Consider the following 23,505-nt stretch of genomic DNA (forward strand, 5'->3'; position numbering starts at 1 on the left):
GATCAGTCCAGGTCATCGTGTGCCATCAGTCGTCGCGCCGCCTCGGTGATCGAGCCGGACAGCGACGGATACACGCTCAAGGTCTGGGCCAAATGGTTCACGGTCAACCGGGTCTGCACGGCCATCGCTATCGGCAGGATCAACTCGGACGCGATCGGCGCGACCACCACGCCGCCGATCACCACACCGGTGGCCGGACGGCAGAAGAGCTTCACGAAGCCGTGCCGCAAGCCGGACATCTTGGCCCGGGCGTTGGTTCGCAACGGCAACATTATGGTGCGCGCCTGCACGGTTCCGTCGTCGATCGCGGATTGCGGCACGCCCACCGCGGCCAGTTCGGGCCGGGTGAAGACCGCCGCGGCGACGCTCGAGGAGGTCTTCACCGAGCGCGGCGTGACCATCGAACCGCGCTCGCGGGCCGACAAGGTCGTCGCGACCGCCGACGGCGTGCGCGTCACCCTCTCCGACGGCCGCGAGGTCACCGGCTCCCACGCCCTGATGACCGTGGGCTCGGTGCCGAACACCGGCGACCTCGGCGCCGAGGCCATCGGGCTCGACCTGCGCGAGTCCGGCCACATCCCCGTCGACCGCGTCTCGCGCACCTCGGTGCCCGGCGTCTACGCGGCGGGGGACTGCACCGGGCTGCTCCCGCTCGCCTCGGTCGCCGCGATGCAGGGCCGGATCGCGATGTGGCACGCGCTCGGTGAGGGCGTCGCGCCGCTGCGGCTCAAGACGGTGGCCTCGGCCGTGTTCACCCGCCCCGAGGTCGCGACGGTCGGCATCGGCCACAAGCAGGTCGAGTCCGGCGAGTTCGCCGCCCGCGAGGTGCTGCTGCCGCTGAGCACCAATCCGCGCGCGAAGATGCAGGCCGTCGAGCAGGGCTTCGTCAAGGTGTTCTGCCGGCCGGCGACGGGCGTGGTGATCGGCGGCGTCATCGTCGCGCCGGTGGCGAGCGAGCTGATCCTGCCGCTGGCCATAGCCGTGCAGAACAACCTCACCGTGCACGACCTCGCCCACACCTTCTCGATCTACCCGTCGCTGTCGGGCTCGGTCACCGAGGCCGGCCGGCGGCTGATGCAGCACGACGACCTCGACTAGTTGGTGGCCTTCGGCCACGTGAGCACTTTTCCGTGCCATAGCCCCGGAAAGTGCTCACAGGCGCGGAGCGCACCTACGTCGAGGTGGTCACGGACGCCATCAGGCCTGCGGCCGTGTGAACGGAGTTGGCCGCCAGAACGACCGAATCCGTTCACATGGGCTCCGCCCTACGCCCAGTCGAACGTCCGCGTCACGGCCTTCTTCCACTCCGCGTAGATCCGGTCCCGCTCGCCGGAGTCCATCGCGGGCTCCCAGACCTTGTCCTGGGCCCAGTTGTCGCGGATGTCCTGCTCGGACTCCCAGAACCCGACGGCCAGGCCGGCGGCGTAGGCCGCCCCCAGCGCTGTCGTCTCCGAGACCACCGGGCGGACCACCTCGACGCCGAGCAGGTCGGCCTGGAACTGCATGAGGACCTCGTTGCCGACCATCCCGCCGTCGACCTTGAGCGTGGTCAGCGGCACGCCGGAGTCGGCGTTCATCGCGTCGATGACCTCGCGCGTCTGGAAGGCGGTGGCCTCGAGCACCGCCCGGGCGAGGTGCCCCTTGTTCACGTAGCGGGTGAGCCCGACGACGACGCCGCGCGCGTCGGCGCGCCAGTACGGGGCGAACAGCCCGGAGAACGCCGGCACGATGTAGGCGCCGCCGTTGTCGTCCACCGACTTCGCGAGGTCCTCCACCTCGGGGGCGGAGGAGATCAGCCCGAGGTTGTCGCGCAGCCACTGCACGAGCGACCCGGTGACCGCGATCGAGCCTTCCAGCGCATAGACCTGGGGCTGGTCGCCGATCTTGTAGCAGACCGTCGTGAGCAGGCCGTTCTTCGACTCGACCTTCTCGGTGCCGGTGTTGAGCAGCACGAAGTTGCCGGTGCCATAGGTGTTCTTGGCCTCGCCGACCTCGAGGCAGGCCTGCCCGAAGGTCGCCGCCTGCTGGTCGCCGAGGATCCCGGCCACCGGGACGTCGCGGAACGTGCCCCGGGCGCGGATCGGCGCGTAGTTCTCCGACGACGAGCGGATCTCGGGGAGCATCGCCATCGGCACCCCGATCTCCTCGCAGAGCTCGGGGTCCCACTGCAGGGTGTCGATGTTCATGAGCAGGGTGCGCGAGGCGTTCGTCGGGTCGGTGACGTGCAGGCCGCCCTCGGTGCCGCCGGTGGCGTTCCACAGCACCCAGGTGTCCATCGTCCCGAACGCCAGCTCGCCGCGCTCCGCGCGCTCCCGCGCCCCGTCGACGTGGTCGAGGATCCAGCGGGCCTTGGGCCCGGCGAAGTAGGTGGCCAGCGGGAGCCCGGTCTTCGCGCGGTAGCGCTCGGCGCCCCCGCCGAGGGCCCCGAGCTCGTCGCAGATCTCCTGGGTGCGGGTGTCCTGCCAGACGATGGCGTGGTGGATCGGCTCGCCGGTGGCCCGGTCCCAGACGACGGTGGTCTCGCGCTGGTTGGTGATCCCGACGGCGGCGATGCTCGACGCGTCGAGGTCGGCGCGGGCGAGGGCGCCGCCGCAGACCTGCCGGGTGTTGCCCCAGATCTCCGTGGCGTCGTGCTCGACCCAGCCGGCCTTCGGGAAGATCTGCTGGTGCTCGAGCTGGTCGACGGCGACGACCCGGCCCGAGTGGTCGAAGATCATGCACCGGGTCGACGTGGTGCCCTGATCGATCGCCGCGACGTACTGGGTCATTCGGTGTCTCCTCTGGTCCGCCCGGGCGTCGACCGCCCTCCTCGCCGCTGACCGTCGTCCACCCGGCCCGCCGTGGCAAGGGGTTGACGCAGCTCACAACCAGGGGTTTGCCTGGCACCCACGCCCCATGCACCCCGGGCGTATACCGCTCGTCGAGGAGGTCACAGGTGACCCGTGCGGGAAAGCCGGCCGGATGGCGATCCGGGACCGGCGGCGAGATGTTGTCGGAGTTCCTCGGGACGTTCGTCCTGATCATGTTCGGCCTCGGCTGTGTGGCGGTCGCCGTGGTGGGCCTCTCGGGCTCGGGGCGTCAGACCGCCGACTTCGGCCCGGCCAACTGGCTCATCATCGGCTGGGGCTGGGGACTCGGGGTGGTGTTCGGCGTCTACATCGCCGGCGGCGTCAGCGGCGCCCATATCAACCCGGCGGTCACGCTCGCGTTCGCCGTACGGCGGGGGTTCCCGTGGCGGAAGGTGCCGGCCTACTGGTTGGCCCAGCTGGTGGGGGCGTTCGTCGCTGCCGCGCTGATCTATGCGGTCTACTACCCGGCGATCGACGCGTACAACGCGAGCAAGGGCATCGCCTCTCGGGTCGCCTCGCAGGACACGTTCTCCATCTTCGCGACGTTCCCGGCGAAGTACTTCGGCGGGGCTCTGTGGGGTCCCCTGTTCGACCAGATCGTGGGCACGGCGCTCCTGGTCGCCCTGATAGCGGCGATCATCGATCACCGCAACCAGGCCCCGACCGGCAACCTCGGGGCGTTCATCATCGGTCTGGTCGTCGTCGGTATCGGGTTCAGCTTCGGGACCGACGCGGGCTACGCCATCAACCCGGCCCGTGATCTCGGTCCGCGCCTGTGGACCTACATCGAGGGCTGGGGCCCGCTCGCGTTCCCCGGGGCGGGCACGTACTTCGACAACTACTGGTGGGTCCCCATCGTGGGGCCTCTGGTCGGGGGAGTCATCGGGATCGTGGTCTACGACCTGGTGATCGGCCAGGTGCTCGACGCCCGGGCCGAAGCCGCCGGTGGTCAGGAGCCGCCGCCCCCTCCCGGACGGGCCGGGGACGATAGCGAGTCCCTCGAGACCGTGACTCGTCGGGAGGCGGCGACGGCGGAGAGGCGTGGTCCCGAGCAGGTGTGACGCCCACCGGGCGCCGCGCGTGGGGCAGGGTGGTCAGGGGCATACCCGAAGGTCAGATCGATTGGACTCGAGGAGGTTCCGCGTGGCCGCGAAGGTCCCCGGGCAGACACCCGGCCGGCAGTCCACGGCGCCCGTCACGGACGCCGACGAGCTCGACGCCGCCGCGGAGCCCTCACGGCTCGGGCCGGCACAGCGGGACGCGGCGTGGCGGCGGCTGTCCGAGGAGCGGTTCGACGTCGTCGTGGTCGGCGGCGGCGTCGTGGGCGTCGGTGCGGCGCTCGACGCCGCGACCCGCGGCCTCACCGTCGCGCTGGTCGAGGCGCGCGACCTCGCCTCGGGCACCTCGAGCCGGTCCTCGAAGCTCTTCCACGGCGGGCTGCGCTACCTCGAACAGCTCGACTTCGGGCTGGTCCGTGAGGCGCTCTACGAGCGCGAGCTCAACATGACCCGCCTCGCCCCCCACCTGATCAAGCCAGTGCCGTTCCTGTACCCGCTGACCCACCACGCGTGGGAGCGGCCGTACGTGACGGCCGGGATCACTCTCTACGACACCCTCGGCGGCAAGAGCTCGCTGCCCAAGCAGCGCCAGCTCACGCGCTCCGGCGCACTGCGGATGGCGCCCGCGCTCAAGCGCGACGCCCTCGTCGGCGCGGTGCGCTACTACGACGCACAGGCCGACGACGCCCGGCACACCATGACGGTCGGGCGCACCGCCGCCCAGTACGGCGCCGTGGTGCGCACGTCGACCCAGGTCGTCGACTTCCTGCACGAGGTCGACCGGGTCGCGGGGGTGCGCGTGCGCGACGTCGAGACCGGGCGCGAGACCGACGTCCGCGCGCACGTCGTCGTCAACTGCACCGGCGTGTGGACCGACCAGATGCAGAACAAGGCGGGGACCCGCGGGCGGTTCCACGTCCAGGCGTCGAAGGGCGTCCACTTCCTCGTCGCGCGGGACAAGATTCCCTCGGACGTCGGGATGATCCTGCGGACCGAGAAGTCGGTCCTGTTCGTCATCCCGTGGCGCAACCACTGGATCGTCGGGACCACCGACACAGACTGGCGCCTCGACCTGGCGCACCCCGCCGCGACCCGCCACGACATCGACTACCTGCTCGAGCACATCAACTCGGTGCTGGTCACCCCGCTGTCGCACGAGGACATCGAGGGCGTCTACGCCGGGCTGCGGCCGCTGCTGGCCGGGGAGAGCGAGGAGACCTCGAAGCTCTCCCGCGAGCACGCGGTGTCGCGGGTGATGCCGGGGATGGTGTCGATCGCGGGCGGCAAGTACACGACCTACCGGGTGATGGCCAAGGACGCCCTCGACGCGGCCGCGGAGGACATCCCGGCGCGGGTCGCGCCGTCGATCACCGACCGGGTCCCGCTCATCGGCGCGGACGGCTACTTCGCCCTGGTCAACCAGTCCGAGCACCTCGGGCGGCGCTACGGGCTGCACCCGCACCGCATCCGCCACCTGCTCGACCGGTACGGCTCGCTGCTGCACGGGCTGCTCGCGATGAGCGTGGACGACCGGTCGCTGCTCGAGCCGGTGCCGGGCTCGCCGGACTACCTCAAGGTGGAGGTCGCCTACGCGGTGGCCTACGAGGGCGCGCTGCACCTCGACGACGTCCTCACCCGGCGGACCCGCATCTCCATCGAGTACGCGCACCGCGGCGCGGAGTCGGCGGCGTCGGTGGGCGACCAGATGGCCGAGCTGCTCGGGTGGGACGACGCGACCCGCGAGCGGGAGGTCCGCTCCTACGTCGAGCGGGTCGAGGCCGAGCGGCGCTCGCAGACCGTGGACACCGACGAGGAGGCCGACAAGCTCCGGGTCTCGGCGCCCGACCCGCGCGCCGAGCGCCTCGAGCCCCTCGGTACGGGCTGACCCGGTCCGCTGAGGCCCGCGTCAGGACCCGGCGACGGGCTGCGGCTCGCGCGGCGTGGCCGAGGAGCCGGACGCCGGGGGGGCGCCGACCGGCAGGGCGACGTCGTGGGTCAGCTCCGAGGTGCCCAGCTCCGCCACGAGTCGGGCCGCCGAGGGCACGTGGCCGGGCGCGCTGATCACGAGCAGCCACACCCCCGATGTCGGGAGCACCAGCTCGTAGCGCCCGGCCCGGGTCGAGGCGCGCCCGTGCTGGACCCCGTGCTCGTCGACCAGCGTCACCACCGCCTCGCCCGGCCCGCGAGGTTCACGCGGCCCTGCACGCGCACGCCCGTCGCGGCGACCGGCGACGCCGCGCGGAGCGGCCGGGCGTCGATCGGGCCGGTCCGGTCGCCGGTGCCGTCCACCGGCTCGGAACCCGAGGAGGTACCGACCGGCTCCGCCGACTCCCCGGCCGTGGAGTCCGCCGCCGGCCGCGGCTTGCCGCCCAGGAACAGCGACACGATCACCGCGAGCACGCCGACGACGCCGGCGGCCATGAACCCGACCCGCAGGCCCTGCGCGTCGGGGGTGGCGCTGAGCGAGGCCGACGCGAGCGCCGAGATCGTCACGAACGCCGCGGTGCCGAACGCGCCCGCCACCTGCTGCAGCGTCGCCAGGATCGCGCTGCCGTGGGAGTAGAGCGGCCCGGGCAGCGAGGACAGCCCCTCGGTCATCAGCGGCGTCATCATCAGGCCCAGCCCGGCCATGAGCAGGACGTGGATCCCGACCACGGCGCCCAGCGGCGAGCCCGCCCCGAGCAGGGTGAACAGCCACAGCGCGACGGCCATCGCGATCGCGCCGGGGATGACCAGCGGGCGGGCGCCGACGCGGTCGTAGAGCGCCCCCACCGGCCGCCCCAGGAGTCCGAGCACCAGGCCGCCGGGCAGGACCGCGAGCCCCGTCCAGAACGTGTTCTGGCCCAGCACCGTCTGGAGGAACAGGGGCAGCAGGATCGCCGCCGCGCCCAGGAGCGACATGAAGAGCAGGGCGAACAGCACGAGCGCCACCACGAACTGCCGGTGGGTGAACGGGCGCAGGTCGAGCAGCGCCGCGTCACGCTTCTGCAGGGCGAGCTGGCGCAGCACGAACACCACGAGCGCAACGGCCCCGACCATGATCGGCACCCACGGCGGGACGCCGCCGGAACCGCCGCCCCCACCGAACGACGAGAAGCCGTAGAGAATCCCGCCGAACCCGATCGCCGAGAGCAGCACCGATCCCACGTCGAGCGGCACCGACCGGGTCTCGCTCGGCAGCCGCATGAGGACCGCGCCCAGGACCAGCGCCGCCACCGCGAGCGGCAGCACGATCCAGAACATCCAGCGCCAGTTCAGCGAGGCCAGGACCGCCCCGCCGATCGTCGGGCCGATCGCGGGCGCGACGGCGATGACGATCGTGATCGTGCCCATCGTCGAGCCCCGCCGCTCCGGGGGCACGAGCCGCATGATCGACGTCATGAGCAGCGGGATCATCACCGCGGTGCCGCACGCCTGGACGACGCGGCCCACGAGCAGGACCGGGAAGCCCGGTGCGAGCGCGCTGATGAGCGTGCCGAGGCTGAACAGGGTCAGCGAGGCGAGGAAGACCTGACGGGGCGTGAACCGCTCGAGCAGGAACCCGGTGGTCGGGATGACCACGGCCATCGTCAGCAGGAACCCGCTGGTCAGCCACTGCACCGTCGTGGTGGAGACGCCGAGGTCGACCGTCAGGTCCTTGAGCGCGACCGACAGGATCGTCTCGTTGAGGATCATCACGAACGCGGACACCACGAGGACCGCGATGACCACCCCGGCGCGCGTGGTGCCAGGCGGAGTGGCCTCCGCGGTGGGGGCGTCCGACGTGGTCGGGGCCGAGCTCATGGGTGAGCACCTCTCGGGTGGCGGGGCGCGGTGCGGTCACGGCGCGGTTGGCGACAGGGCGGTTGGCGACAGGGCGTTCGTCGGCCACGCCGCCGACGCACTCCAGACAACCACGACCCCCTGACAACGAACGACCTGATTACGCCGCCCCGTGACGCGGATCCGATCGGGCGCCCGGCCGCGGCGCCGCGCTCAGCCCCCGTGGCGGTGCCCGAGGTAGCCGAGCAGGGCGATCGAGACGGGCACGAGCAGGAACAGCTGGGGGAATCGGAACCCGGTCAGCACGAACAGGGCGACCACGACGACGGGGACGAGCGCGGACAGCTTGCCCGCGTTGCGGCCCAGCCGGGCGCCGAGGGGCGCCACGAGGTCGGGGAGGTCGGCCTCGGACCGCTCGGCGGCGTCGGGCCGCGTCTCCGGCGCCGGGGGAGCCGGCGACGGACCCAGCACCGACCCGGCGTCGGGAGCCGGTGACGCCGCCTGCGCCCCGGGGAAGGCCGGGTGCGGCGCGGGCAGGTCGGCGAACAGCCCGTCGAGCTCGGGGCGGAAGCGGGCGTTGGCGGCGATCGCCGACCGCTCGGCGTACTCGGTCGGGTCGAGGCGGCCCTCGCGCAGGTGCTCGTCGAGGGCACCCATGGCGAGCTCACGCTCCCGGGTCCCGATCCGCAGCTCGCCCACCCGCTCCAGGGTAGGCGCGGACCGCGGCCGGAGGAGCCGTCAGTCGGCGATCTCGCAGATCACCGCGCCCTGGTTCACCGACGCCCCGGCCTCGACCGACAGCCCCGTCACCGTGCCGTCCTTGTGCGCGGTCACCGGGTTCTCCATCTTCATCGCCTCGACGACGACGATCTGGTCGCCCGAGGACACCGTGTCGCCCTCGGAGACCGCCACCTTCACGACGGTGCCCTGCATCGGCGAGGTGACCGCGTTGCCGGAGACCTTCGCGCCGCCGCCGGCGCGCTTCCGCGACTTCTTCTTGGCCGCGGGCGCCGCCGCGCCGCCCCCGCCCAGCGAGAGCCCCGCGGGCAGCGACACCTCCAGGCGCTTCCCGCCGACCTCGACGACGACGCTCTGCCGCGGCCCCGCCTCGTCGTCGTCCTCGTCGCCGCCGCCCTCGGCCACGTAGGGCTCGACGGTGTTCTCCCACTCGGTCTCGATCCACCGGGTGTGCACGAGGAACGACGACGCGCCCTCCGGGGCGGTGAACGCCGGGTCGGTGACCACGAGGCGGTGGAACGGGATGACCGTCGGCAGCCCTTCGACGACGATCTCGTCCAGGGCACGCCGGGAGCGCTCCAGCGCCTGCTCGCGGTCCTCGCCGGTGACGATGAGCTTGCCGACCATCGAGTCGAACTGGCCGCCGATGACGGTGCCGTCCTCGACGCCCGCGTCGACCCGGACACCCGGACCGGCCGGCGCGACGAACCGGGTCACCGTGCCGGGGGCGGGCAGGAAGCCGCGGCCGGCGTCCTCGCCGTTGAGCCGGAACTCGATCGAGTGGCCACGCGGCTCGGGGTCCTCGGTGAGCCGCAGTTCCTCCCCGTTCGCGATCCGGAACTGCTCGCGCACGAGGTCGAGCCCGCTGGTCTCCTCCGAGACCGGGTGCTCGACCTGCAGGCGGGTGTTGACCTCGAGGAACGAGATCGTGCCGTCCTCGCCGACAAGGAACTCCACGGTGCCCGCCCCGGAGTAGCCGGCCTCGAGGCAGATGTCGCGGGCGGAGGTGTGGATGCGCTTGCGCTGCTCGTCGGTCAGGAACGGCGCGGGCGCCTCCTCGACGAGCTTCTGGTGGCGACGCTGCAGCGAGCAGTCGCGGGTGCCGACGACGATGCAGTTGCCGTGCTGGTCGGCGAGCACCTGCGCCTCGACGTGGCGCGGCCGGTCGAGGTAGCGCTCGACGAACGACTCGCCCCGGCCGAACGCCGAGACGGCCTCGCGGACCGCGGCGTCGAACATCTCGGTGATCTCGTCGCGCTCGCGGGCCACGCGCATGCCGCGCCCGCCGCCGCCGAACGCCGCCTTGATCGCGACCGGGAGCCCGTGCTCGTCGGCGAACGCGATCACCTCGTCGGCGCCGGCCACCGGGTCCTTCGTGCCGGGGACCAGCGGGGCGCCCGCACGCTCGGCGATCTTGCGGGCGGTGACCTTGTCGCCGAGGTCGCGGATCGCCTGCGGGGACGGGCCGATCCAGATCAGCCCGGCGTCGATGACGGCCTGCGCGAAGTCGGAGTTCTCCGAGAGGAACCCGTAACCGGGATGGATCCCGTTCGCCCCGGACTCCTTCGCCGCCTTGATGATCTTCTCGATGTCCAGGTAGGAGTCGGCCGCGGTCTCCCCGCCGAGGGCGTGGGCCTGGTCGGCGATGCGCACGTGCGGCGCGTCCCGGTCGGGCTCGGCGTAGACGGCGACGCTGGTCAGCCCGGCGTCCTTGCACGCCCGTGCCACGCGGACGGCGATCTCGCCGCGGTTGGCGATCAGCACGGTGTGCAGCGGAGCCGGCGAAGCCATCGGACTGCCTCCTGGGGGCGCTTCGTTGCGTGGACTGTCGTCTGAATCCGCGCGCAGTGTAGGGGTGGAGCCACCGTCGGACCGGTCGGGCCGCGACCGAACGGTCCACCGTGACCGTTCCGGCGACTCTCCCGCACGTCAGGGCACGTGGACCACCGGTCCCCGCGTGGTCATGGCCACAGCCGCGGGGCGTGGGTGACGGGGGTGTCGGGGGCGGTCGCTACCGTCGGTCCCCGATGAGCCGACGGGAGAGCGACCCCAGCCCTGCCGGGCCCGGTTCGAGCCGCTGGTGGGGGCGCGCCGTCGTCGCGACCGCCTCGCTGGCGGCGCTGGCGGGCACGGTGGCCGCCGTGGCGACCGCGGCCGGCGCGGACAGGGACCAGGCCGAGCGCGCCGAGGCCGCCTCGCGTGACGCCGCCGATGCCTCGCCCCGGCAGCCCCAGCCCCGGCCGGTGCCCGCGGCCGACACCGCGGCGGCCGCGCCGAAGCTGGCGCCCTCGCGGGCCGCCCCGGGCCGGGAGCGGGCGGGTGCCCCGACCCTCGGCGCGACGGTGCAGGTGCTCCCCGGCTGGGAGGCCGGCGGCTCCCAGGACCTGGTGCCGGTCCCGCCGGACCGGTTCCCGACGGTCGTGACGCTCGCCGACCGTGCCACCGTGCTGGTGGGGCGCCTCGACCCGGCCCGCGGCTTCGGTGCGGAGGCCCTCGCGGACGAGGCCCACCGGCTCGTCGGCGCCTTCGCCGACGGGGCGATGCGCCAGGCCCCCGGCGACCGGGGGCGCATCGTCGACGTCTCCGACGACGCGGGCACCCTCGACGGCCGCGACGCGCACACCGTCGTCCGCCGGGTCACGACGGCGGACGGGGACGGACCGCTCGTGCGGGTCACCACGGTCGCCGGCCAGCGCGGCGAGCCGGGCCTGGTGCTGCTCGCGGTCGCCGCTCCCGGGCGCACCCAGGCCGCCGACGGCTCCGCCGCCGACCGGGTCGTCCGCTCGCTCTCCTCGGCACCCGCCGACGCGCCGCTCCCGGCCGGCCGGGCCGCGGCCCCGCCCGCGTCGGCCGCGCCGGGGCTGCCGCCGCGGCCCGCCGTCTCCCGCGCGCCGGTGGCGCAACCGCCGCGCCCGCCGTCGTCGCGACCCCCCGTCAGCCGGCCGGTGGGGCCGACGCCGCCCACAGATCGCTGATCGCCACGCCGAGCTGCGCGAGCAGGTGGCGCGTGAGCGGCAGGCTGATCCCGACGACGTTGGACGGGTCGCCCTGGATGCCCTCCACGAACCAGCCGCCGAGGCCGTCGAGGGTGAACGCGCCGGCCACCGAGAGCGGCTCGCCCGCCGCGAGGTAGGCCTCGAGCTCCGCGGTGGTCGGCGACGCGAACGTCACCAGCGTGGCCGCGTGCCCGGAGATCTCCGCCTCGGGCCGGCCACCGCGGACGCGGATGACCGCGTGCCCGGTGACCAGTTCGCCGTGCCGGCCCGCCATCTGGTCCCAGCGTCCGCGGGCGGCCTCGACGCTGCCGGGCTTGCCGACCAGCTCGCCGTCGAGGTCGAGCATCGAGTCGCAGCCGACGACGATCCCGTCGAACGCCGCCCCGTCGCCGTCGACCTCCCCGGCCACCTGCCCCGCGACCGTGCGCGCCTTGGCCATGGCCAGCGCCGTCACCTTCTCGGCGGCGCCCGCCTCGCCGAGCTCGGTGAGCAGGGCCTCTTCGTCGACGTCGGAGACCATGACGTCGGGTTCGACGCCCGCCGACCGCAGCACGGCACGACGGGCGGGGGACGCGGACGCGAGGACCAGACGCACGGGGCGGCACCCTAGGGCGGTGGCCGGTTCGATGCGCGCCCGACGGGTGAACGGCGCCGTCCTCGCGCTCCACGCCAGGAACATGCCGTTGCTGCCGTGGGGACCGGCGACCGCCCATGAGTGAGCGGCGTCGTCCTGGCGTTGGACGCCAGGAACGTGCCGTTGCTGCCGCGGGGCCCGGGGCCGCGGGCTCGGGGCTGCCTCAGCGCCAGTTCGACATCCGCCACGCGTCCGGGCCGGGGGTGAGCGGACGGCGCACCAGCGACTCCCGCTCGACCCACGCCGACGCCGGGCCGGTGTCCTCGGGCTCGCCGGACCCGCCGGAGGCGGCCGCGAGCACGGCGGTCAGCGCGGCCACCTCCTCGGGCGTCGGGTCGCCGCGCACGATCCGCAGCACGGGCCGCTCCGGGGCGGTCTCCTCGGGCCCGGTCACAGCGGGATGTTCCCGTGCTTCTTGGGCGGCAGCGTCTCGCGCTTGTTGCCGAACGACCGCAGCGCCCGGGCCACGTAGCCGCGGGTGTACGACGGCGGCACCACCGCGTCCACGTAGCCGCGTTCCGCCGCCACGTACGGGTTGGCCAGCGTGTCCTCGTACTCCTGCTGGAGCTCCGCGCGCCGGGCAGCAACGGCATCGTCGTCGCCGTCCTCTGCAACCTTCTGGAGCTCCTTGCGGTAGAGGATGCTCACCGCCCCCGAGGCGCCGGTGACCGCGATCTGGGCGGTCGGCCAGGCGATGTTGAGGTCGGCGCCGAGGTGCTTGGAGCCCATGACGTCGTACGCGCCGCCGTAGGCCTTGCGGCAGATCACCGTGATCAGCGGGACCGTGGCCTCGGCGTAGGCGTAGATCAGCTTCGCGCCGCGCCGGATGATGCCGTTGTACTCCTGGTCGACCCCGGGCAGGAATCCCGGCACGTCGACGAAGGTCAGCACCGGGATGTTGAACGCGTCGCAGGTCCGTACGAAGCGGGCCGCCTTCTCGGACGCCCCGATGTCCAGGCAGCCGGCGAGCTGCGTGGGCTGGTTGGCGACGACGCCGACCGCGCGCCCCTCGACCCGCCCGTACCCGACGACGATGTTCGACGCGTAGAGCTCCTGGACCTCGAGGAACTCGTCGTCGTCGACGACGCCGCGGATGGCCTCGCGGATGTCGTAGGGCTGGTTCGGCGAGTCGGGCACCAGCGCGTCGAGCGCCCGGTCCTCGTCGGTGATCCCGTCCTCGACCGACCCGGTCTCCTCGTCGGCGGGCAGCCGCGGGGGCTCGGACAGGTTGTTCGACGGCAGGTAGCCCAGGAGCTCCTGCACGTAGGAGATCGCGTCCTCCTCGTCCGAGGCGAGGTAGTGCGCGTTGCCCGAGGTCGTGTTGTGGGTGCGGGCGCCGCCGAGGGTCTCGAACTCGACGTCCTCGCCGGTGACCGTCTTGATGACGTCCGGGCCGGTGATGAACATGAACGACGTCTCGTCGACCATGATCGTGAAGTCGGTCAGCGCGGGGGAGTACACCGCGCCGCCGGCCGCCGGGCCCATGACCAGTGAGATCTGGGGGACGACACCGGAGGCGTGGGAGTTCCGGCGGAAGATCTCGCCGTAGAGCCCGAGCGCGACCACGCCCTCCTGGATGCGCGCGCCGCCGCCGTCGTTGATGCCGATGACGGGGCAGCCGATCTTCATGGCCACGTCCATGACCTTGACGATCTTCTCGCCGTAGACCTCGCCGAGCGCCCCGCCGAACACCGTGGCGTCCTGGGAGAACACGCAGACCGGGCGGCCGTCGACCGTGCCCTGGCCGGTGACGACGCCGTCGCCGTAGGGCCGGTTCGCCTCCAGGCCGAAGTTCGTCGACCGGTGCCGCGCCATCGCGTCGAACTCGAGGAAGCTGCCCTCGTCGAGCAGCAGGTCGATCCGCTCGCGGGCGGTCTTGCGCCCGCGCGCGTGCTGGCGCTCGACGGCGCGCTCCGAGCCGGCGTGGACGACGTCGTCCTGGCGGCGGTACCAGTCGGCCAGCTTGCCGGCCGAGGTGTGGACGTCGGGTTCGTCCGCGGCCTCGTCGGGTTCGGGCGGCGGCGTCGTCGCGGCGGTCATGAGCGCGGACCCTAGCGACACCCCGCCGTAGCACCCAGACGAACCGGGGAGTGACACCGGGCACGTCACACCCGCCGGTTACCGTGCCGGCATGCCACCCGGGATCCAGGAGGCCGCGGCGTGGGCGGCGCTGCGACAGACCGCCGTCGCGCCCCAGGGGCCGTGGGCCCGGCTCGATGTCGTCGACCGGACCGGGTCGACCAACGCCGACCTCGCCGCGGCGGCCGCCGACGGCGCGCCCGACCGCACCGTGCTGGTCGCCCACCGCCAGGACGCGGGGCGGGGACGCCGCGACCGCAGCTGGGACTCCGCCCCGTCCGAGGGCCTCACGTTCTCGGTGCTGCTGCGCCCGTCGGAGGTGCCGCTGGAGCGGTGGGGGTGGGCGCCGCTGATCGCCGGGCTGGCCCTCGTGGTCGCGATGGAGGACTACCGGCCCGCCGCCGGGAACGCCGCCGTCACCGCCGCGTTGAAGTGGCCGAACGACCTGCTGCTGGGCCCCGACCAGCGCAAGGGCGCCGGGATCCTGTCGGAGGTGGTCGACGGCGGGAACGGGGCCCACGCGCTCGTCGTCGGGATCGGGATCAACGTCGCCACCCCCGAGGCCGAGCTCCCCGAGGGCGGCACCTCGCTGCTCGCGCAGAGCGTGCGCCGCGCCCGCCCGGACGTGCTCGGCGACGTCCTGGCCACCCTCGCCTCGCTCGACGAGGACTGGCGCGAGGCCGGCGGCGACGCCGCGCGGGCCGGCCTGCTCGCGGGGTACCGGCGGCGTTGCGCGACCCTCGGGTCCACCGTCCGGGTCGCGCTGCCCGGCGACCGGGCGCTCGACGGGGTCGCGGAGGAGATCGACGACGACGGCCGTCTCGTCGTGCGCGACGCCGAGGGGACCCTCACGACGGTGTCCGCGGGTGACGTCGTGCACGTGCGCACGGTCGGGTCGTAGCGGCCCGCACCCCCTCCGACCGGCGGACGCGCGCGGCGCGGCATTCGGATCCGGCCGCTTCCCTCGATACCCTCGCCACGGATCACGCGAGGGGAGGGGTCCCGTGGCGGCCTACCCGGAGGGCCTGCTCGTGACGGGTGAGCGGGTCGCGCGGCACATGCGGCCGCACTGGCGCATGCTCGCGCTCCCCGCCGCGCTCCCGCCGGTCACGGCCTTCCTGGGGGCCTGGCTCGTGGCGCTGGCCCGCCCGACGTCGTGGTCGCTGCCCGTCCTCGTCGTCGTGCTCGTGGTGGGGCTCGGGCTCGTCGGGTGGTTCTCCGTGGCGCCGGTGATGCGCTGGCGCGCCACGCACTTCGTCGTCACCGACCGGCGCATCCTCGTGCGCGAGGGCGTCCTCTCCCGCACCGGCGTCGCCGTGGTCGGCGCGTCGATCACCGCGGTGCGCACCACCCGGACGGTCACCGAGCGGTTCCTGGGCTGCGGGACGCTGGTGGTGGCCGTCGACGACGCCCGGGAGCCCTGGCAGTTCGACGGGATCGGGCGGGTCGAGCGGGTCGCCGCCGAGGTCGAGCGGATGGCGCAGCGGCGGGGCGGGCTGCGACCGGACCGATGGGGCTCCTGGCGGGACGAGGACGACCTCGACGACCTCGAGGACGACGAGCTCGACGACGACCTCGAGGAGTGGGACGACGCCGACTGGGACGACTCCGAGGACCCCGACGACGGGCGCGGCGGCCCGCTCGCCGAGGTGCCCGCGCCCCGTCGTCGCAAGCGCCTGCCCTTCACCCGCCGTCGCGCCCTCCCGGCCGGCCGCTAGCAGGGAACCGTCGCGCTCCCGGCTCCGTCCGATCTTCGTGGGAGTCGACGTCCTGCCCGGCTGGCTCGAGGCGCTGGGTCTGCCGCCACCGACGGTGCTGGTCGCCCGGGTGCGCGCGGACGGCGGGCTGCCCGAGGGCGCCGAGCGGATCTGGTGCGTGGTGTCCGGCCCCGAGGGCTGGGACGTGTACTGGGCCGAGGGCGGGGCGCGCTGGTCGTGGACGCGGTTCGACGAGGAGTCGAGCGCCTGCCTGCACCTGTTCGGCCGGCTGGCCTGGACCCAGATGCTGCGCGGGGCGCTGGGCACCGAGGGCCGGTGACGAGCCCGGCGCCCGCACGACTCAGCGCCCGCACGACTCAGCGCCCGACGATCCCCAGCACCGCGTCGTGCAGCCGCCCGTTGGTCGAGAGCGCGTCGCCGCCGTCGATGCGCTCGGCGCCCGCGAGGTCGGTGAGCCGGCCGCCGGCCTCGCGCACGACGATGGCGGGCGCGGCCAGGTCCCACGCGCTCGCGCCCGGCTCGACGGCCGCGTCGAGGAGCCCCTCGGCGACGAGCACGTGGTGGAGGAAGTCGCCGAACGCCCGGCTCTCCCACGTCGCGCGGGTCAGCGCGAGCCAGCGGTCCTGGGTGCCGATCCCCCGCCAGTACTCGAGGTCGGTGGTCGACACGTAGGCGTCGCCGAGCTCGGACACCGCGGACACCCCGATCGGCGCGGCGTCGATCCCGCGCGCGACGTCCGAGGTGAACGCCCCGAGTCCGCGCGCGGCCCACCAGCGCCGCCCCAGCGCGGGGGCGCTCACCACGCCCACCACCGGCTCGCCGTCGGCGACCAACGCCAGCAGCGTCGCGAAGACCGGGACGCCGCGGGAGTAGTTCTTGGTGCCGTCGATCGGGTCGACGACCCAGTACCGGCCGGGCACCGGGTCCCCGCCGCGCTCCTCGCCGAGCACCGCGTCGCCGGGCCGCTCGGCGCCCAGCAGCCGGCGGACCTCGTCCTCGCAGGCGACGTCGGCGTCGGTGACCGGGGTGCGGTCGGGCTTGCGGTCGACCTGCAGGTCGACCGCCCGGAAGCGGCCGTGGGTCACGGTGTCGGCCGCGTCGGCGATCCGGCGGGCGAGGTCCAGGTCGGCGGCGAGGGCGGACGGGTCGGTCACGGCGCAGCATCCTGCCGCATGGCCCGGTTGCCGCACGGAGATCACGCATTCCTCGGTCTACTCTGCTGCGGTATGACCACCGTGCTGCTCGTCGAGGACGACGCGGCCATCGCCGGGCCGCTGTCCCGCGCGCTGACCCGCGAGGGGTACGAGGTGGACGTCATCGACGACGGCCCGTCGGCCGTCACGCGCGCCGGGGACGGCGAGGTGGACCTCATGGTCCTCGACCTCGGCCTGCCCGGCATGGACGGCCTCGAGGTCTGCCGCCGCGTCCGGGCGGGCAAGCCGGACCTGCCCGTGCTCATGCTGACCGCACGGACCGACGAGGTCGACTTCGTCGTGGGGCTCGACGCCGGCGCCGACGACTATGTGGGCAAGCCCTTCCGGCTGGCCGAGCTCCTGGCCCGCGTCCGGGCGCTGCTGCGCCGGCGGGCGCCGGAGGTCCTCGACGCGGGCGGGGTCCGGATGGAGCCGTCCGCGCGGCGGGTCCTCGTCGACGGCGTCGAGGTCGGCCTCGCCAACAAGGAGTTCGAGCTGCTCCGGGTGCTCCTCGCCCACGCCGGGCAGGTCGTCTCCCGCGAGGAGATCCTCCGCGAGGTCTGGAACGACCCCGAGATGAAGACCTCGAAGACCCTGGACATGCACATGTCGTGGCTGCGCCGCAAGCTCGGCGACACCGACGGCGGGCCGTCGTCGAGCAAGCGAATCTCGACGGTGCGCGGGGTCGGGTTCCGCTTCAACACCTGACGGGCGGGCGGGGAGGACACAGTGCGCCGCCGCATCCTGGTCTCGACGCTGCTCGTCGTCGCAATCACCGTCACCGTGCTCGGCGGCCCGTTGGCGATCACCACCTGGCGCCTCGTCGAGGACTTCACCCACGCCGAGCTGGCCGGGCGGCTGCGCCAGGTCGTCAACACCCTCGACGCGCAGGCGCAGTCCGACCGCCCGGTCGACCTCGCGGCGGTCGCGATCGCGGTGCCGCCGGGCGGGTCCCTCGTCGTCCGGAACCCGCGCGGCGTCAGCGCCATCGGCGACACCACCGACCGCACCCAGGTCGCCGAGACCCTCCCCTTCGGGCTCAACGGCTCGGCGGTGCTCTCCGAGCCCGCCGCCGAGATGCGCTCGCGCCAGCTGCAGGCCACCGCGCTCGTGCTCGCCGCGGTCCTGCTCTCGATCGCCGTCGGCGCCGTCGTCGCGACCCTCACCGCGCGGCGGCTGGCGGACCCGCTGCAGCAGGTCGCGGGGCGCGCGGCCCGGCTCGGGGCGGGGGACTTCCGGCCGGCCCCGCACCGCCACGGCATCTCCGAGCTGGACCGCGTCGCCGACGTCCTGGACTCGTCGGCCGTCGCGCTCGCCGAGCTGCTCCAGCGCGAGCGCGACCTCGTCGGGGACGTCTCCCACCAGCTGCGCAGCCGGCTCACCGCGCTGCAGCTGCGCCTCGACGAGCTCTCGGCGCACCCCGACCCGGACGTCTCGGTCGAGGGCGCGGCGGCGCTGGAGCAGGCGGAACGGCTCTCCGAGGTCCTCGACGAGCTGCTCAGCTCCGCCCGCGAGGCCCGCGCCGCCAGTGCCTCACCGCTGGAGCTCGACGGCGAGCTCGCGGCGGTGCGCGACGAGTGGCAGGGCCCGGTGAGCACCGAGGGGCGCACGCTGCGGGTGCGGGTGGCCGACGGGCTCGTGGCCCGGGCGACGTCGGCGCGGCTGCGCGAGGCGCTGGGGGTGCTCATCGACAACGCGCTGCGCCACGGGGCGGGCACGATCACGATCACCGGCCGGCACTCGGACAAGGACACGATCGTCGTCGAGGTGTCCGACAACGGGGACGGGGTGCCCTCGGAGCTCGCGCCGCACGTGTTCGACCGCGGGGTGTCCGGGGCGGCGTCCACCGGGGTCGGGCTCGCGCTCGCCCGGGCGCTGGTGGAGGCCGACGGCGGGCGGCTCGAGCTCGCCCGCACCCGGCCGGCGGTGTTCGCGGTGTTCCTCCCGGTGCCGCGCACCGACCAGGTCGTGGCGAGCCCGCGGCCGCTGCCGGCGACGCCGCGCTGAGGGGCTGCGCCCTGGTTGCCAGCAACGGCACGATGCTCGCGTCAGATGCCAGGATCGTGCCGTTGCTGTCGCGGGGCGGGCGGTCCGGGAACGAGTGAGCGGCGCCGTTCTGGCGTCAGATGCCAGCATCGTGCCGTTGCTGCGACGGGGGGCGCGGCCGTACTCAGGCCGACCCGAGCGCCGTCGGGAACACCCAGCGGCGGAACGCCCACCAGCGGAACGCCATCGCGAGCAGGGTGCCGACGATCTGGGCGCTGACGAGGTCCGCCACCTGCTCGGTGAGGCCGGAGACGTACGGCTCGGCCAGGTGGAGCACGTAGCGCGAGACGCCGAGGGGTGCGGCGTTGACGAGCAGCGCGATGCCGGACACCACGAAATAGAGCGTCGCCTCCCGGCGCCGGGCCAGGCCGCCGCGGGCGCGGAAGGACCACTCGCGGTTCGCCAGATAGCCGACGAGCGTCGCGACGAGCACTGCGAGGATCTTCGCGGTGACCGGCTTCGGCTCGAGCACGGTGGTCTTGAGGAGGACGAAGACGCCGGTGTCGACGACGAACGTGCCCGCCCCGACGATCGCGAAGCGCACCAGCTCGGCGTGATGGCCGAGCAGCGCCGTGGGCGAGGCGAGGGAGCCGGGGCTCCGCGTCGTCGGGTGCTCCATCGCCGCCGAGTCTAGGTGCCTCCGGCCCGTGCGCACTTTTCCGCCCTATGACACGGATTCGTGCTCACATGCCGCAGGCACCGGCCAGGTCGCACATCAGCCCGGCGACCCGCGGCACGCCCCACCCGGTCTGGTAGTCCCAGCCCGGGAGCGCGGGGTAGACGCCGTTCGTGCTCGGCAGGCCCGTCCCCAGGTCGGTCGGGGTGATGTCGTGGAAGTCGCGGGCGTTGGCCGCGGGGTCCTTCCCGACGCGGTAGAGGCCGAAGTCGGCGAAGCCCAGCCCGCCCGACGCCGCGGCCGGCGACGCCGACTGGATCCGCGCCCACATCCCGGCCCAGAGCGGCGACGACAACGACGTCCCGCCGCCCCCGCCGTCGGTGAACTCACCGTTCGTCACGATGTCGTAGCCGTTGCCGAGGACGTCGCCGGACTGGGCGGACACGTCGGGCACCCCGCGGCACACGCTGGTCGGCGCGGCGACGCACGGGATCGTCAGGCCCGGCGTGCCCTGCTGGTAGGCGGGGGCGGGCGTGAACAGCGACGTGCCGCCGCCGCCGAAGGTCCAGCCGTACTCGCGGGCGCGCCCGCCGTGGCCGTCGGTGTAGAGCACCGTGCCGCCGACCCCGACGACGTAGGGGAGCGAGGCGGGCGAGTTGGTGATCGGCGCGCCCTGGTTGAGCACCCCGTTGCCCGCGCCGACGACGGGGAGCGAGACGACCGGGCACGACGAGCCGGTGTCACCGGTCGACGAGAAGATCGTCTTGCCCTCGAGCGCGGCCTGGCGGGTGATCGCGGTGAGCGTGGTGTCCAGCGCGTTGCCCAGGCCCTGCGCGACCGGCGGGGGCGGGCTGGGGTTGGTGATCGGATTGTCGAGCAGCCCGGACACCACCGGCACCGACTCGCACTCGCCGTAGCTCGCCGACGCCTGGCGGGGCGAGTCCTGGTCGTCGGTGAAGCGGCTGAAGACCTTGGCGACGTCGGCGTCGGAGAGATCCGTGCCGAAGTAGAGGTCCATCCCGGAGAGGGCGGGTGCCATGCCGTGGGCGGCCTGGGTGTCGATGTTCCACTCGACGTGCCCGGAGTCGTCGGAGAAGTCGGTGTCGCCGGCGGGGTGCTTGACCGTCACCGGCGGGTTCGGCAGCCCGAAGTGCTTCTCGAAGGCACGCAGGTCGGTGACGACGCCGTCGGTGCCGCCGTTGCCGAAGATCGCCACCCGCTGGCCCGCCCCGGTGTGCGCGGCGGGCTGCTCGTAGACCGACCAGAGGTCGGCGGGCGTGGTGCCACCGGTGCAGGGGCCCGGTCCGCACGTCGACTGCAGCGGCCCGCGGGGGAGCGGGTGCGGGGTGTGCATCTGCTGGACGGTGTTGAGCCCGACGACGTTGGTGATGCCCAGGTCCCCGGGCAGGCGCGGGGCGGCGGTGTTCGCGAGGAACCGCCCGTCCTGCCCGGAGAACGCGTCGATCGGCGTCGCGAAGAGCTGCGACACCGCGCTCGCGGGGCCGTCCGCGGCGATCTGGTCGCGGGCCGCGGACACCGACACCACGCGCATGCCGGTGGAGCCCAGCCAGGCCTTCGCGGCGTCGGCGGTCGCCGCGGGCACCCCGAAGCGGTCGACGAAGGCGCCCACCGACATCGGCGGCGCCTGGCCGGCCTGCTGGGCGGCCAGCGCGGCCTCCTCGCCCGCGACGTCGGGCCGCGCCAGCGTCACCACGACGTGCATCGGGGCGGCCGCCGGCGCCGCGCCGAGGTCGGTGGCCTTCGCCAGCCCGGGCAGCACGTTGCGCGTGGAGACCAGGCCGGGCGCGGGCAGCGGGTTCTGGGAGACGGAGCATCCAAGGGAGCACGCCGATAGGGGAGCTCGACCCGGCGACGCTGCCGCCGCACCCGGGACCAGCAGGGACGCGACGACGGCGAGCGCGGCGGTCGCGGCCACGGGGAGCAGTCGTGTGGTTACCGACACGGATGGACGAACGAGCCGGGACGGCGCGCGGTGCGATCCCGGACGTGACGATCACGTGAGCCGGTGATCTCCCCCGGGTCTCCACCCGGCCTCCACCCGCAGGACGAGGTCCGGGCCGCGCCGCCTTCCTAGCGTCGTCCCTGCCCCGGAGCACGGGGGTACGACGACCGGGGAGGACGACATGACGACCACCGTCACGGAGCAGGAGCGGCAGGGCCCCGCGCACCGGGCGGAGCCGACACCGGGCCGGGTCCGGCAGCTGCTGCGGCACGCGGCCAACCCCACGCTGGTGTTCGGGATCGTCGCGCCGTTCGCGGTCTACGAGCTGCTGAGCGGCCGGACCTCGGAGGTCACCGCCCTCGCCGTCGGGGCCGTGTTCCCGGCCGCGGCGACGCTGTGGACGCTGGTCCGCACCCGCCGTCCCGACCCGATCGCCCTCATGACCCTGGGTGGGATCGTGCTCGGACTGCTCGGGGCCCTGGTCTTCGACAGCCCGCTGTTCCTGCTGCTCAAGGAGTCGGCGGTCACGGGCACGATCGGCCTGGTCTTCCTCGGCTCGCTGCTCGTCGCGCGCCCGCTGACGTTCGCGCTCGGGCGCAGCATGATGGCGACGACGTCCGCGGAGCGGTCCGCATACGACGCCACCTGGGACGTGCCCGGCGTGCGGGCGGGGCACCGTCGCACGACCCTCGAGTGGGGCGCCGCGCTCGTGCTCGACGCCGGGCTGCGGACGGTGCTGGCCTTCGTGCTGGCGCCCGGGACGTTGCTGGCGGTCTCGCCGTTCGTCGCGGCGGCCGTGATCGGGCCGGTCGCGCTGGTGACGTTCCGCCGGCGCCGTCGGGCGGCCGCGCGGATGGCGGCCGCCGCGACGCCGGCGTGACTACGGCTTGCCGGCGACGACGAGGTAGCTCTGACCGTTGAGCCGCTGGGTGAGGGTGTCGAGGTCCCGGCCGTAGGACTTGGCCACCTCGATGGCCACCGAGACGTCCGTCGACCAGCCCCGGTCCCGCAGCCACGCCGCGGGGTCGGGGCGCTCGTCGGTGTAGATCAGCTGGGACATGTCGACGCCCATGTTCGCGGCGATGCGGCGGAAGGCCGGGTCGGCCAGCTGCTGGCCGATGTTGGTGAAGTCCTCGATCGCCCACTCCGAGCCCGGGGCCGAGCGCTCGTCGATGGCCCGCATCAGCGCGTCCTGGGCCTCCGGGGGCAGGTAGGGCAGCAGTCCCTCGGTGAGCCAGGCGGTGGGCTCGGTGGGGTCGAACCCGGCGGCCTCGAGCGCGGCGGGCCAGTCGTCGCGGAGATCGGCCCGGACCGCGCGACGGTCGCACCGGGTCACCGCGTCCTTCGCGTCGAGCACCTCGTCCTTGAAGTCGATCATCAGCTTCTGGTCGACCTCGAACAGGACGGTGCCCTCGGGCCAGTCCAAGCGCTGGGCGCGGGTGTCGAGGCCCGCCGCGAGGACGACGACCTGTCGGATCCCCCGATCCGTGGCGGCGGCGAAGTACTCGTCGAAGAACTTCGTGCGCGTGCCCATGTAGCCCGACATCATCTGCCAGGTCTCGTCCTCCGAGTCGTCCTTCGGCTCGGTGGGACGGACCGGTAGCGGGTGCTCCGGGTTCGCGGCGGCGATGAACGACTCGGCGTACGGGTCGGAGATCAGCGAGTCGGGACGGTGCGTGTCCACCGCGCGCCCGGCCGCGACGACGAGCGCCGTGAGGCCCACGCTCGACACCACGTCCCACTGCTCGAACCGGCTCGCGAGCGACTGGTCGTCCGCCATCGTGTGCCTCCCCTAGATTGTTAGCGTCGACAACGAGCGTCCGGGAGGGTGCGTCAGGATGCAAGCGCTGGGT

The 23,505-nt window shown here is 73.9% G+C and carries 22 protein-coding genes and 2 pseudogenes; 11 read left to right on the top strand and 13 right to left on the bottom strand.

What is annotated here, in order from left to right; translation table 11 throughout:
• Positions 1-2: 2 nt before the first annotated feature.
• Entirely contained in the window at positions 3-401 is a 399-nt protein-coding gene (locus VGH76_RS15795) for a hypothetical protein (RefSeq protein WP_414637738.1), read from the bottom strand.
• On the opposite strand from VGH76_RS15795, the pseudogene VGH76_RS15800 reads away from it, so the two are divergent.
• Positions 355-1,098, top strand: a pseudogene (locus tag VGH76_RS15800) (FAD-dependent oxidoreductase); the annotation flags it as partial. The gene VGH76_RS15795 and the pseudogene VGH76_RS15800 overlap by 47 nt on opposite strands.
• 167 nt (positions 1,099-1,265) lie before the next feature.
• On the opposite strand, the gene glpK reads toward VGH76_RS15800, so the two are convergent.
• Positions 1,266-2,768: a glycerol kinase GlpK gene (gene glpK / locus VGH76_RS15805; protein WP_331557643.1), complete on the bottom strand. Its 1,503-nt coding sequence runs from the start codon at positions 2,766-2,768 to the stop codon at positions 1,266-1,268.
• Positions 2,769-2,986: 218 nt separating this feature from the next.
• Here glpK and VGH76_RS15810 point away from each other — a divergent pair, with 218 nt between their 5' ends.
• Positions 2,987-3,910: an MIP/aquaporin family protein gene (locus VGH76_RS15810; RefSeq protein ID WP_331557697.1), complete on the top strand. Its 924-nt coding sequence runs from the start codon at positions 2,987-2,989 to the stop codon at positions 3,908-3,910.
• An 82-nt stretch (positions 3,911-3,992) separates the two neighbouring features.
• Positions 3,993-5,792 (top strand): glycerol-3-phosphate dehydrogenase/oxidase, encoded by a 1,800-nt coding sequence (locus VGH76_RS15815; protein ID WP_414637739.1) that lies wholly within the window; start codon positions 3,993-3,995, stop codon positions 5,790-5,792.
• 21 nt (positions 5,793-5,813) lie between these two features.
• On the opposite strand, the gene VGH76_RS15820 is transcribed toward VGH76_RS15815, so the two are convergent.
• From VGH76_RS15820 to VGH76_RS15835, 4 genes are all read right to left on the bottom strand, one after another.
• Positions 5,814-6,071 carry a hypothetical protein gene (locus VGH76_RS15820; RefSeq protein ID WP_331557644.1) on the bottom strand — a complete coding sequence of 86 codons (258 nt, stop codon included), beginning with the start codon at positions 6,069-6,071 and terminating at the stop codon, positions 5,814-5,816.
• Positions 6,068-7,690, bottom strand: coding sequence for a DHA2 family efflux MFS transporter permease subunit (locus tag VGH76_RS15825; protein WP_331557645.1), 1,623 nt, complete (start codon positions 7,688-7,690; stop codon positions 6,068-6,070). The genes VGH76_RS15820 and VGH76_RS15825 overlap by 4 nt, the downstream gene beginning before the upstream one ends.
• Before the next feature lie 192 nt (positions 7,691-7,882).
• Entirely contained in the window at positions 7,883-8,368 is a 486-nt protein-coding gene (locus tag VGH76_RS15830; protein ID WP_331557646.1) for a DUF1707 domain-containing protein, read from the bottom strand.
• 39 nt (positions 8,369-8,407) lie between these two features.
• Positions 8,408-10,198, bottom strand: coding sequence for an acetyl/propionyl/methylcrotonyl-CoA carboxylase subunit alpha (locus VGH76_RS15835; protein WP_331557647.1), 1,791 nt, complete (start codon positions 10,196-10,198; stop codon positions 8,408-8,410).
• A gap of 236 nt (positions 10,199-10,434) precedes the next feature.
• On the opposite strand from VGH76_RS15835, the gene VGH76_RS15840 reads away from it, so the two are divergent.
• Positions 10,435-11,382 (top strand): hypothetical protein, encoded by a 948-nt coding sequence (locus VGH76_RS15840; protein WP_331557648.1) that lies wholly within the window; start codon positions 10,435-10,437, stop codon positions 11,380-11,382.
• Here VGH76_RS15840 and VGH76_RS15845 read toward each other — a convergent pair.
• The 3 genes from VGH76_RS15845 to VGH76_RS15855 all read right to left on the bottom strand — a co-directional run bounded on the left by VGH76_RS15845 (position 11,342) and on the right by VGH76_RS15855 (position 14,077).
• Positions 11,342-11,998 (bottom strand): Maf family protein, encoded by a 657-nt coding sequence (locus tag VGH76_RS15845; protein ID WP_331557649.1) that lies wholly within the window; start codon positions 11,996-11,998, stop codon positions 11,342-11,344. The genes VGH76_RS15840 and VGH76_RS15845 overlap by 41 nt on opposite strands.
• Positions 11,999-12,200: 202 nt before the next feature.
• Positions 12,201-12,431, bottom strand: a complete 231-nt coding sequence (locus VGH76_RS15850; protein WP_331557650.1) for an acyl-CoA carboxylase subunit epsilon — start codon at positions 12,429-12,431, stop codon at positions 12,201-12,203.
• Entirely contained in the window at positions 12,428-14,077 is a 1,650-nt protein-coding gene (locus VGH76_RS15855; protein ID WP_331557651.1) for an acyl-CoA carboxylase subunit beta, read from the bottom strand. Before VGH76_RS15855 ends, VGH76_RS15850 begins: the two co-directional genes overlap by 4 nt.
• A 91-nt stretch (positions 14,078-14,168) precedes the next feature.
• On the opposite strand from VGH76_RS15855, the gene VGH76_RS15860 reads away from it, so the two are divergent.
• The 3 genes from VGH76_RS15860 (at position 14,169) to VGH76_RS15870 (ending at position 16,153) form a co-directional block, all read left to right on the top strand.
• On the top strand, positions 14,169-15,017 hold the full coding sequence (locus tag VGH76_RS15860; RefSeq protein WP_331557652.1) for a biotin--[acetyl-CoA-carboxylase] ligase: 849 nt from the start codon (positions 14,169-14,171) through the stop codon (positions 15,015-15,017).
• 103 nt (positions 15,018-15,120) lie between these two features.
• Complete coding sequence (locus VGH76_RS15865) at positions 15,121-15,834, top strand: PH domain-containing protein (RefSeq protein ID WP_331557653.1); 714 nt, start codon at positions 15,121-15,123, stop codon at positions 15,832-15,834.
• Between the two features lie 37 nt (positions 15,835-15,871).
• The gene (locus VGH76_RS15870; protein WP_331557654.1) at positions 15,872-16,153 is read left to right on the top strand and encodes a hypothetical protein; all 282 of its coding nucleotides are present in this window, start codon (positions 15,872-15,874) and stop codon (positions 16,151-16,153) included.
• 37 nt (positions 16,154-16,190) lie between these two features.
• Here the strand turns inward: VGH76_RS15870 and VGH76_RS15875 are convergent, their stop codons facing one another.
• Positions 16,191-16,988, bottom strand: coding sequence for an inositol monophosphatase family protein (locus VGH76_RS15875; RefSeq protein ID WP_331557655.1), 798 nt, complete (start codon positions 16,986-16,988; stop codon positions 16,191-16,193).
• A gap of 72 nt (positions 16,989-17,060) precedes the next feature.
• Between VGH76_RS15875 and VGH76_RS15880 the strand changes: the two genes are divergently transcribed.
• From VGH76_RS15880 to VGH76_RS28020, 3 genes and pseudogenes are all read left to right on the top strand, one after another.
• Positions 17,061-17,735: a response regulator transcription factor gene (locus VGH76_RS15880; protein WP_331557656.1), complete on the top strand. Its 675-nt coding sequence runs from the start codon at positions 17,061-17,063 to the stop codon at positions 17,733-17,735.
• 75 nt (positions 17,736-17,810) lie between these two features.
• Positions 17,811-18,080, top strand: a pseudogene (locus VGH76_RS28015) (sensor histidine kinase); the annotation flags it as partial.
• A gap of 645 nt (positions 18,081-18,725) precedes the next feature.
• On the top strand, positions 18,726-19,034 hold the full coding sequence (locus VGH76_RS28020) for a sensor histidine kinase (protein ID WP_414637743.1): 309 nt from the start codon (positions 18,726-18,728) through the stop codon (positions 19,032-19,034).
• Positions 19,035-19,197: 163 nt separating this feature from the next.
• Here the strand turns inward: VGH76_RS28020 and VGH76_RS15890 are convergent, their stop codons facing one another.
• Entirely contained in the window at positions 19,198-19,692 is a 495-nt protein-coding gene (locus tag VGH76_RS15890) for a GtrA family protein (protein WP_331557658.1), read from the bottom strand.
• A 64-nt stretch (positions 19,693-19,756) separates the two neighbouring features.
• Complete coding sequence (locus VGH76_RS15895; protein ID WP_331557659.1) at positions 19,757-21,625, bottom strand: S53 family peptidase; 1,869 nt, start codon at positions 21,623-21,625, stop codon at positions 19,757-19,759.
• Between the two features lie 208 nt (positions 21,626-21,833).
• On the opposite strand from VGH76_RS15895, the gene VGH76_RS15900 reads away from it, so the two are divergent.
• Positions 21,834-22,532, top strand: coding sequence for a VC0807 family protein (locus VGH76_RS15900; RefSeq protein WP_331557661.1), 699 nt, complete (start codon positions 21,834-21,836; stop codon positions 22,530-22,532).
• On the opposite strand, the gene VGH76_RS15905 is transcribed toward VGH76_RS15900, so the two are convergent.
• The gene (locus VGH76_RS15905) at positions 22,533-23,432 is read right to left on the bottom strand and encodes a class I SAM-dependent methyltransferase (RefSeq protein WP_331557662.1); all 900 of its coding nucleotides are present in this window, start codon (positions 23,430-23,432) and stop codon (positions 22,533-22,535) included. It abuts the gene before it with no gap.
• Positions 23,433-23,505 lie beyond the last annotated feature (73 nt).

Origin of the sequence: Actinomycetospora sp. (genome assembly GCF_036497585.1) — a bacterium.
GTDB lineage: Bacteria > Actinomycetota > Actinomycetes > Mycobacteriales > Pseudonocardiaceae > Actinomycetospora.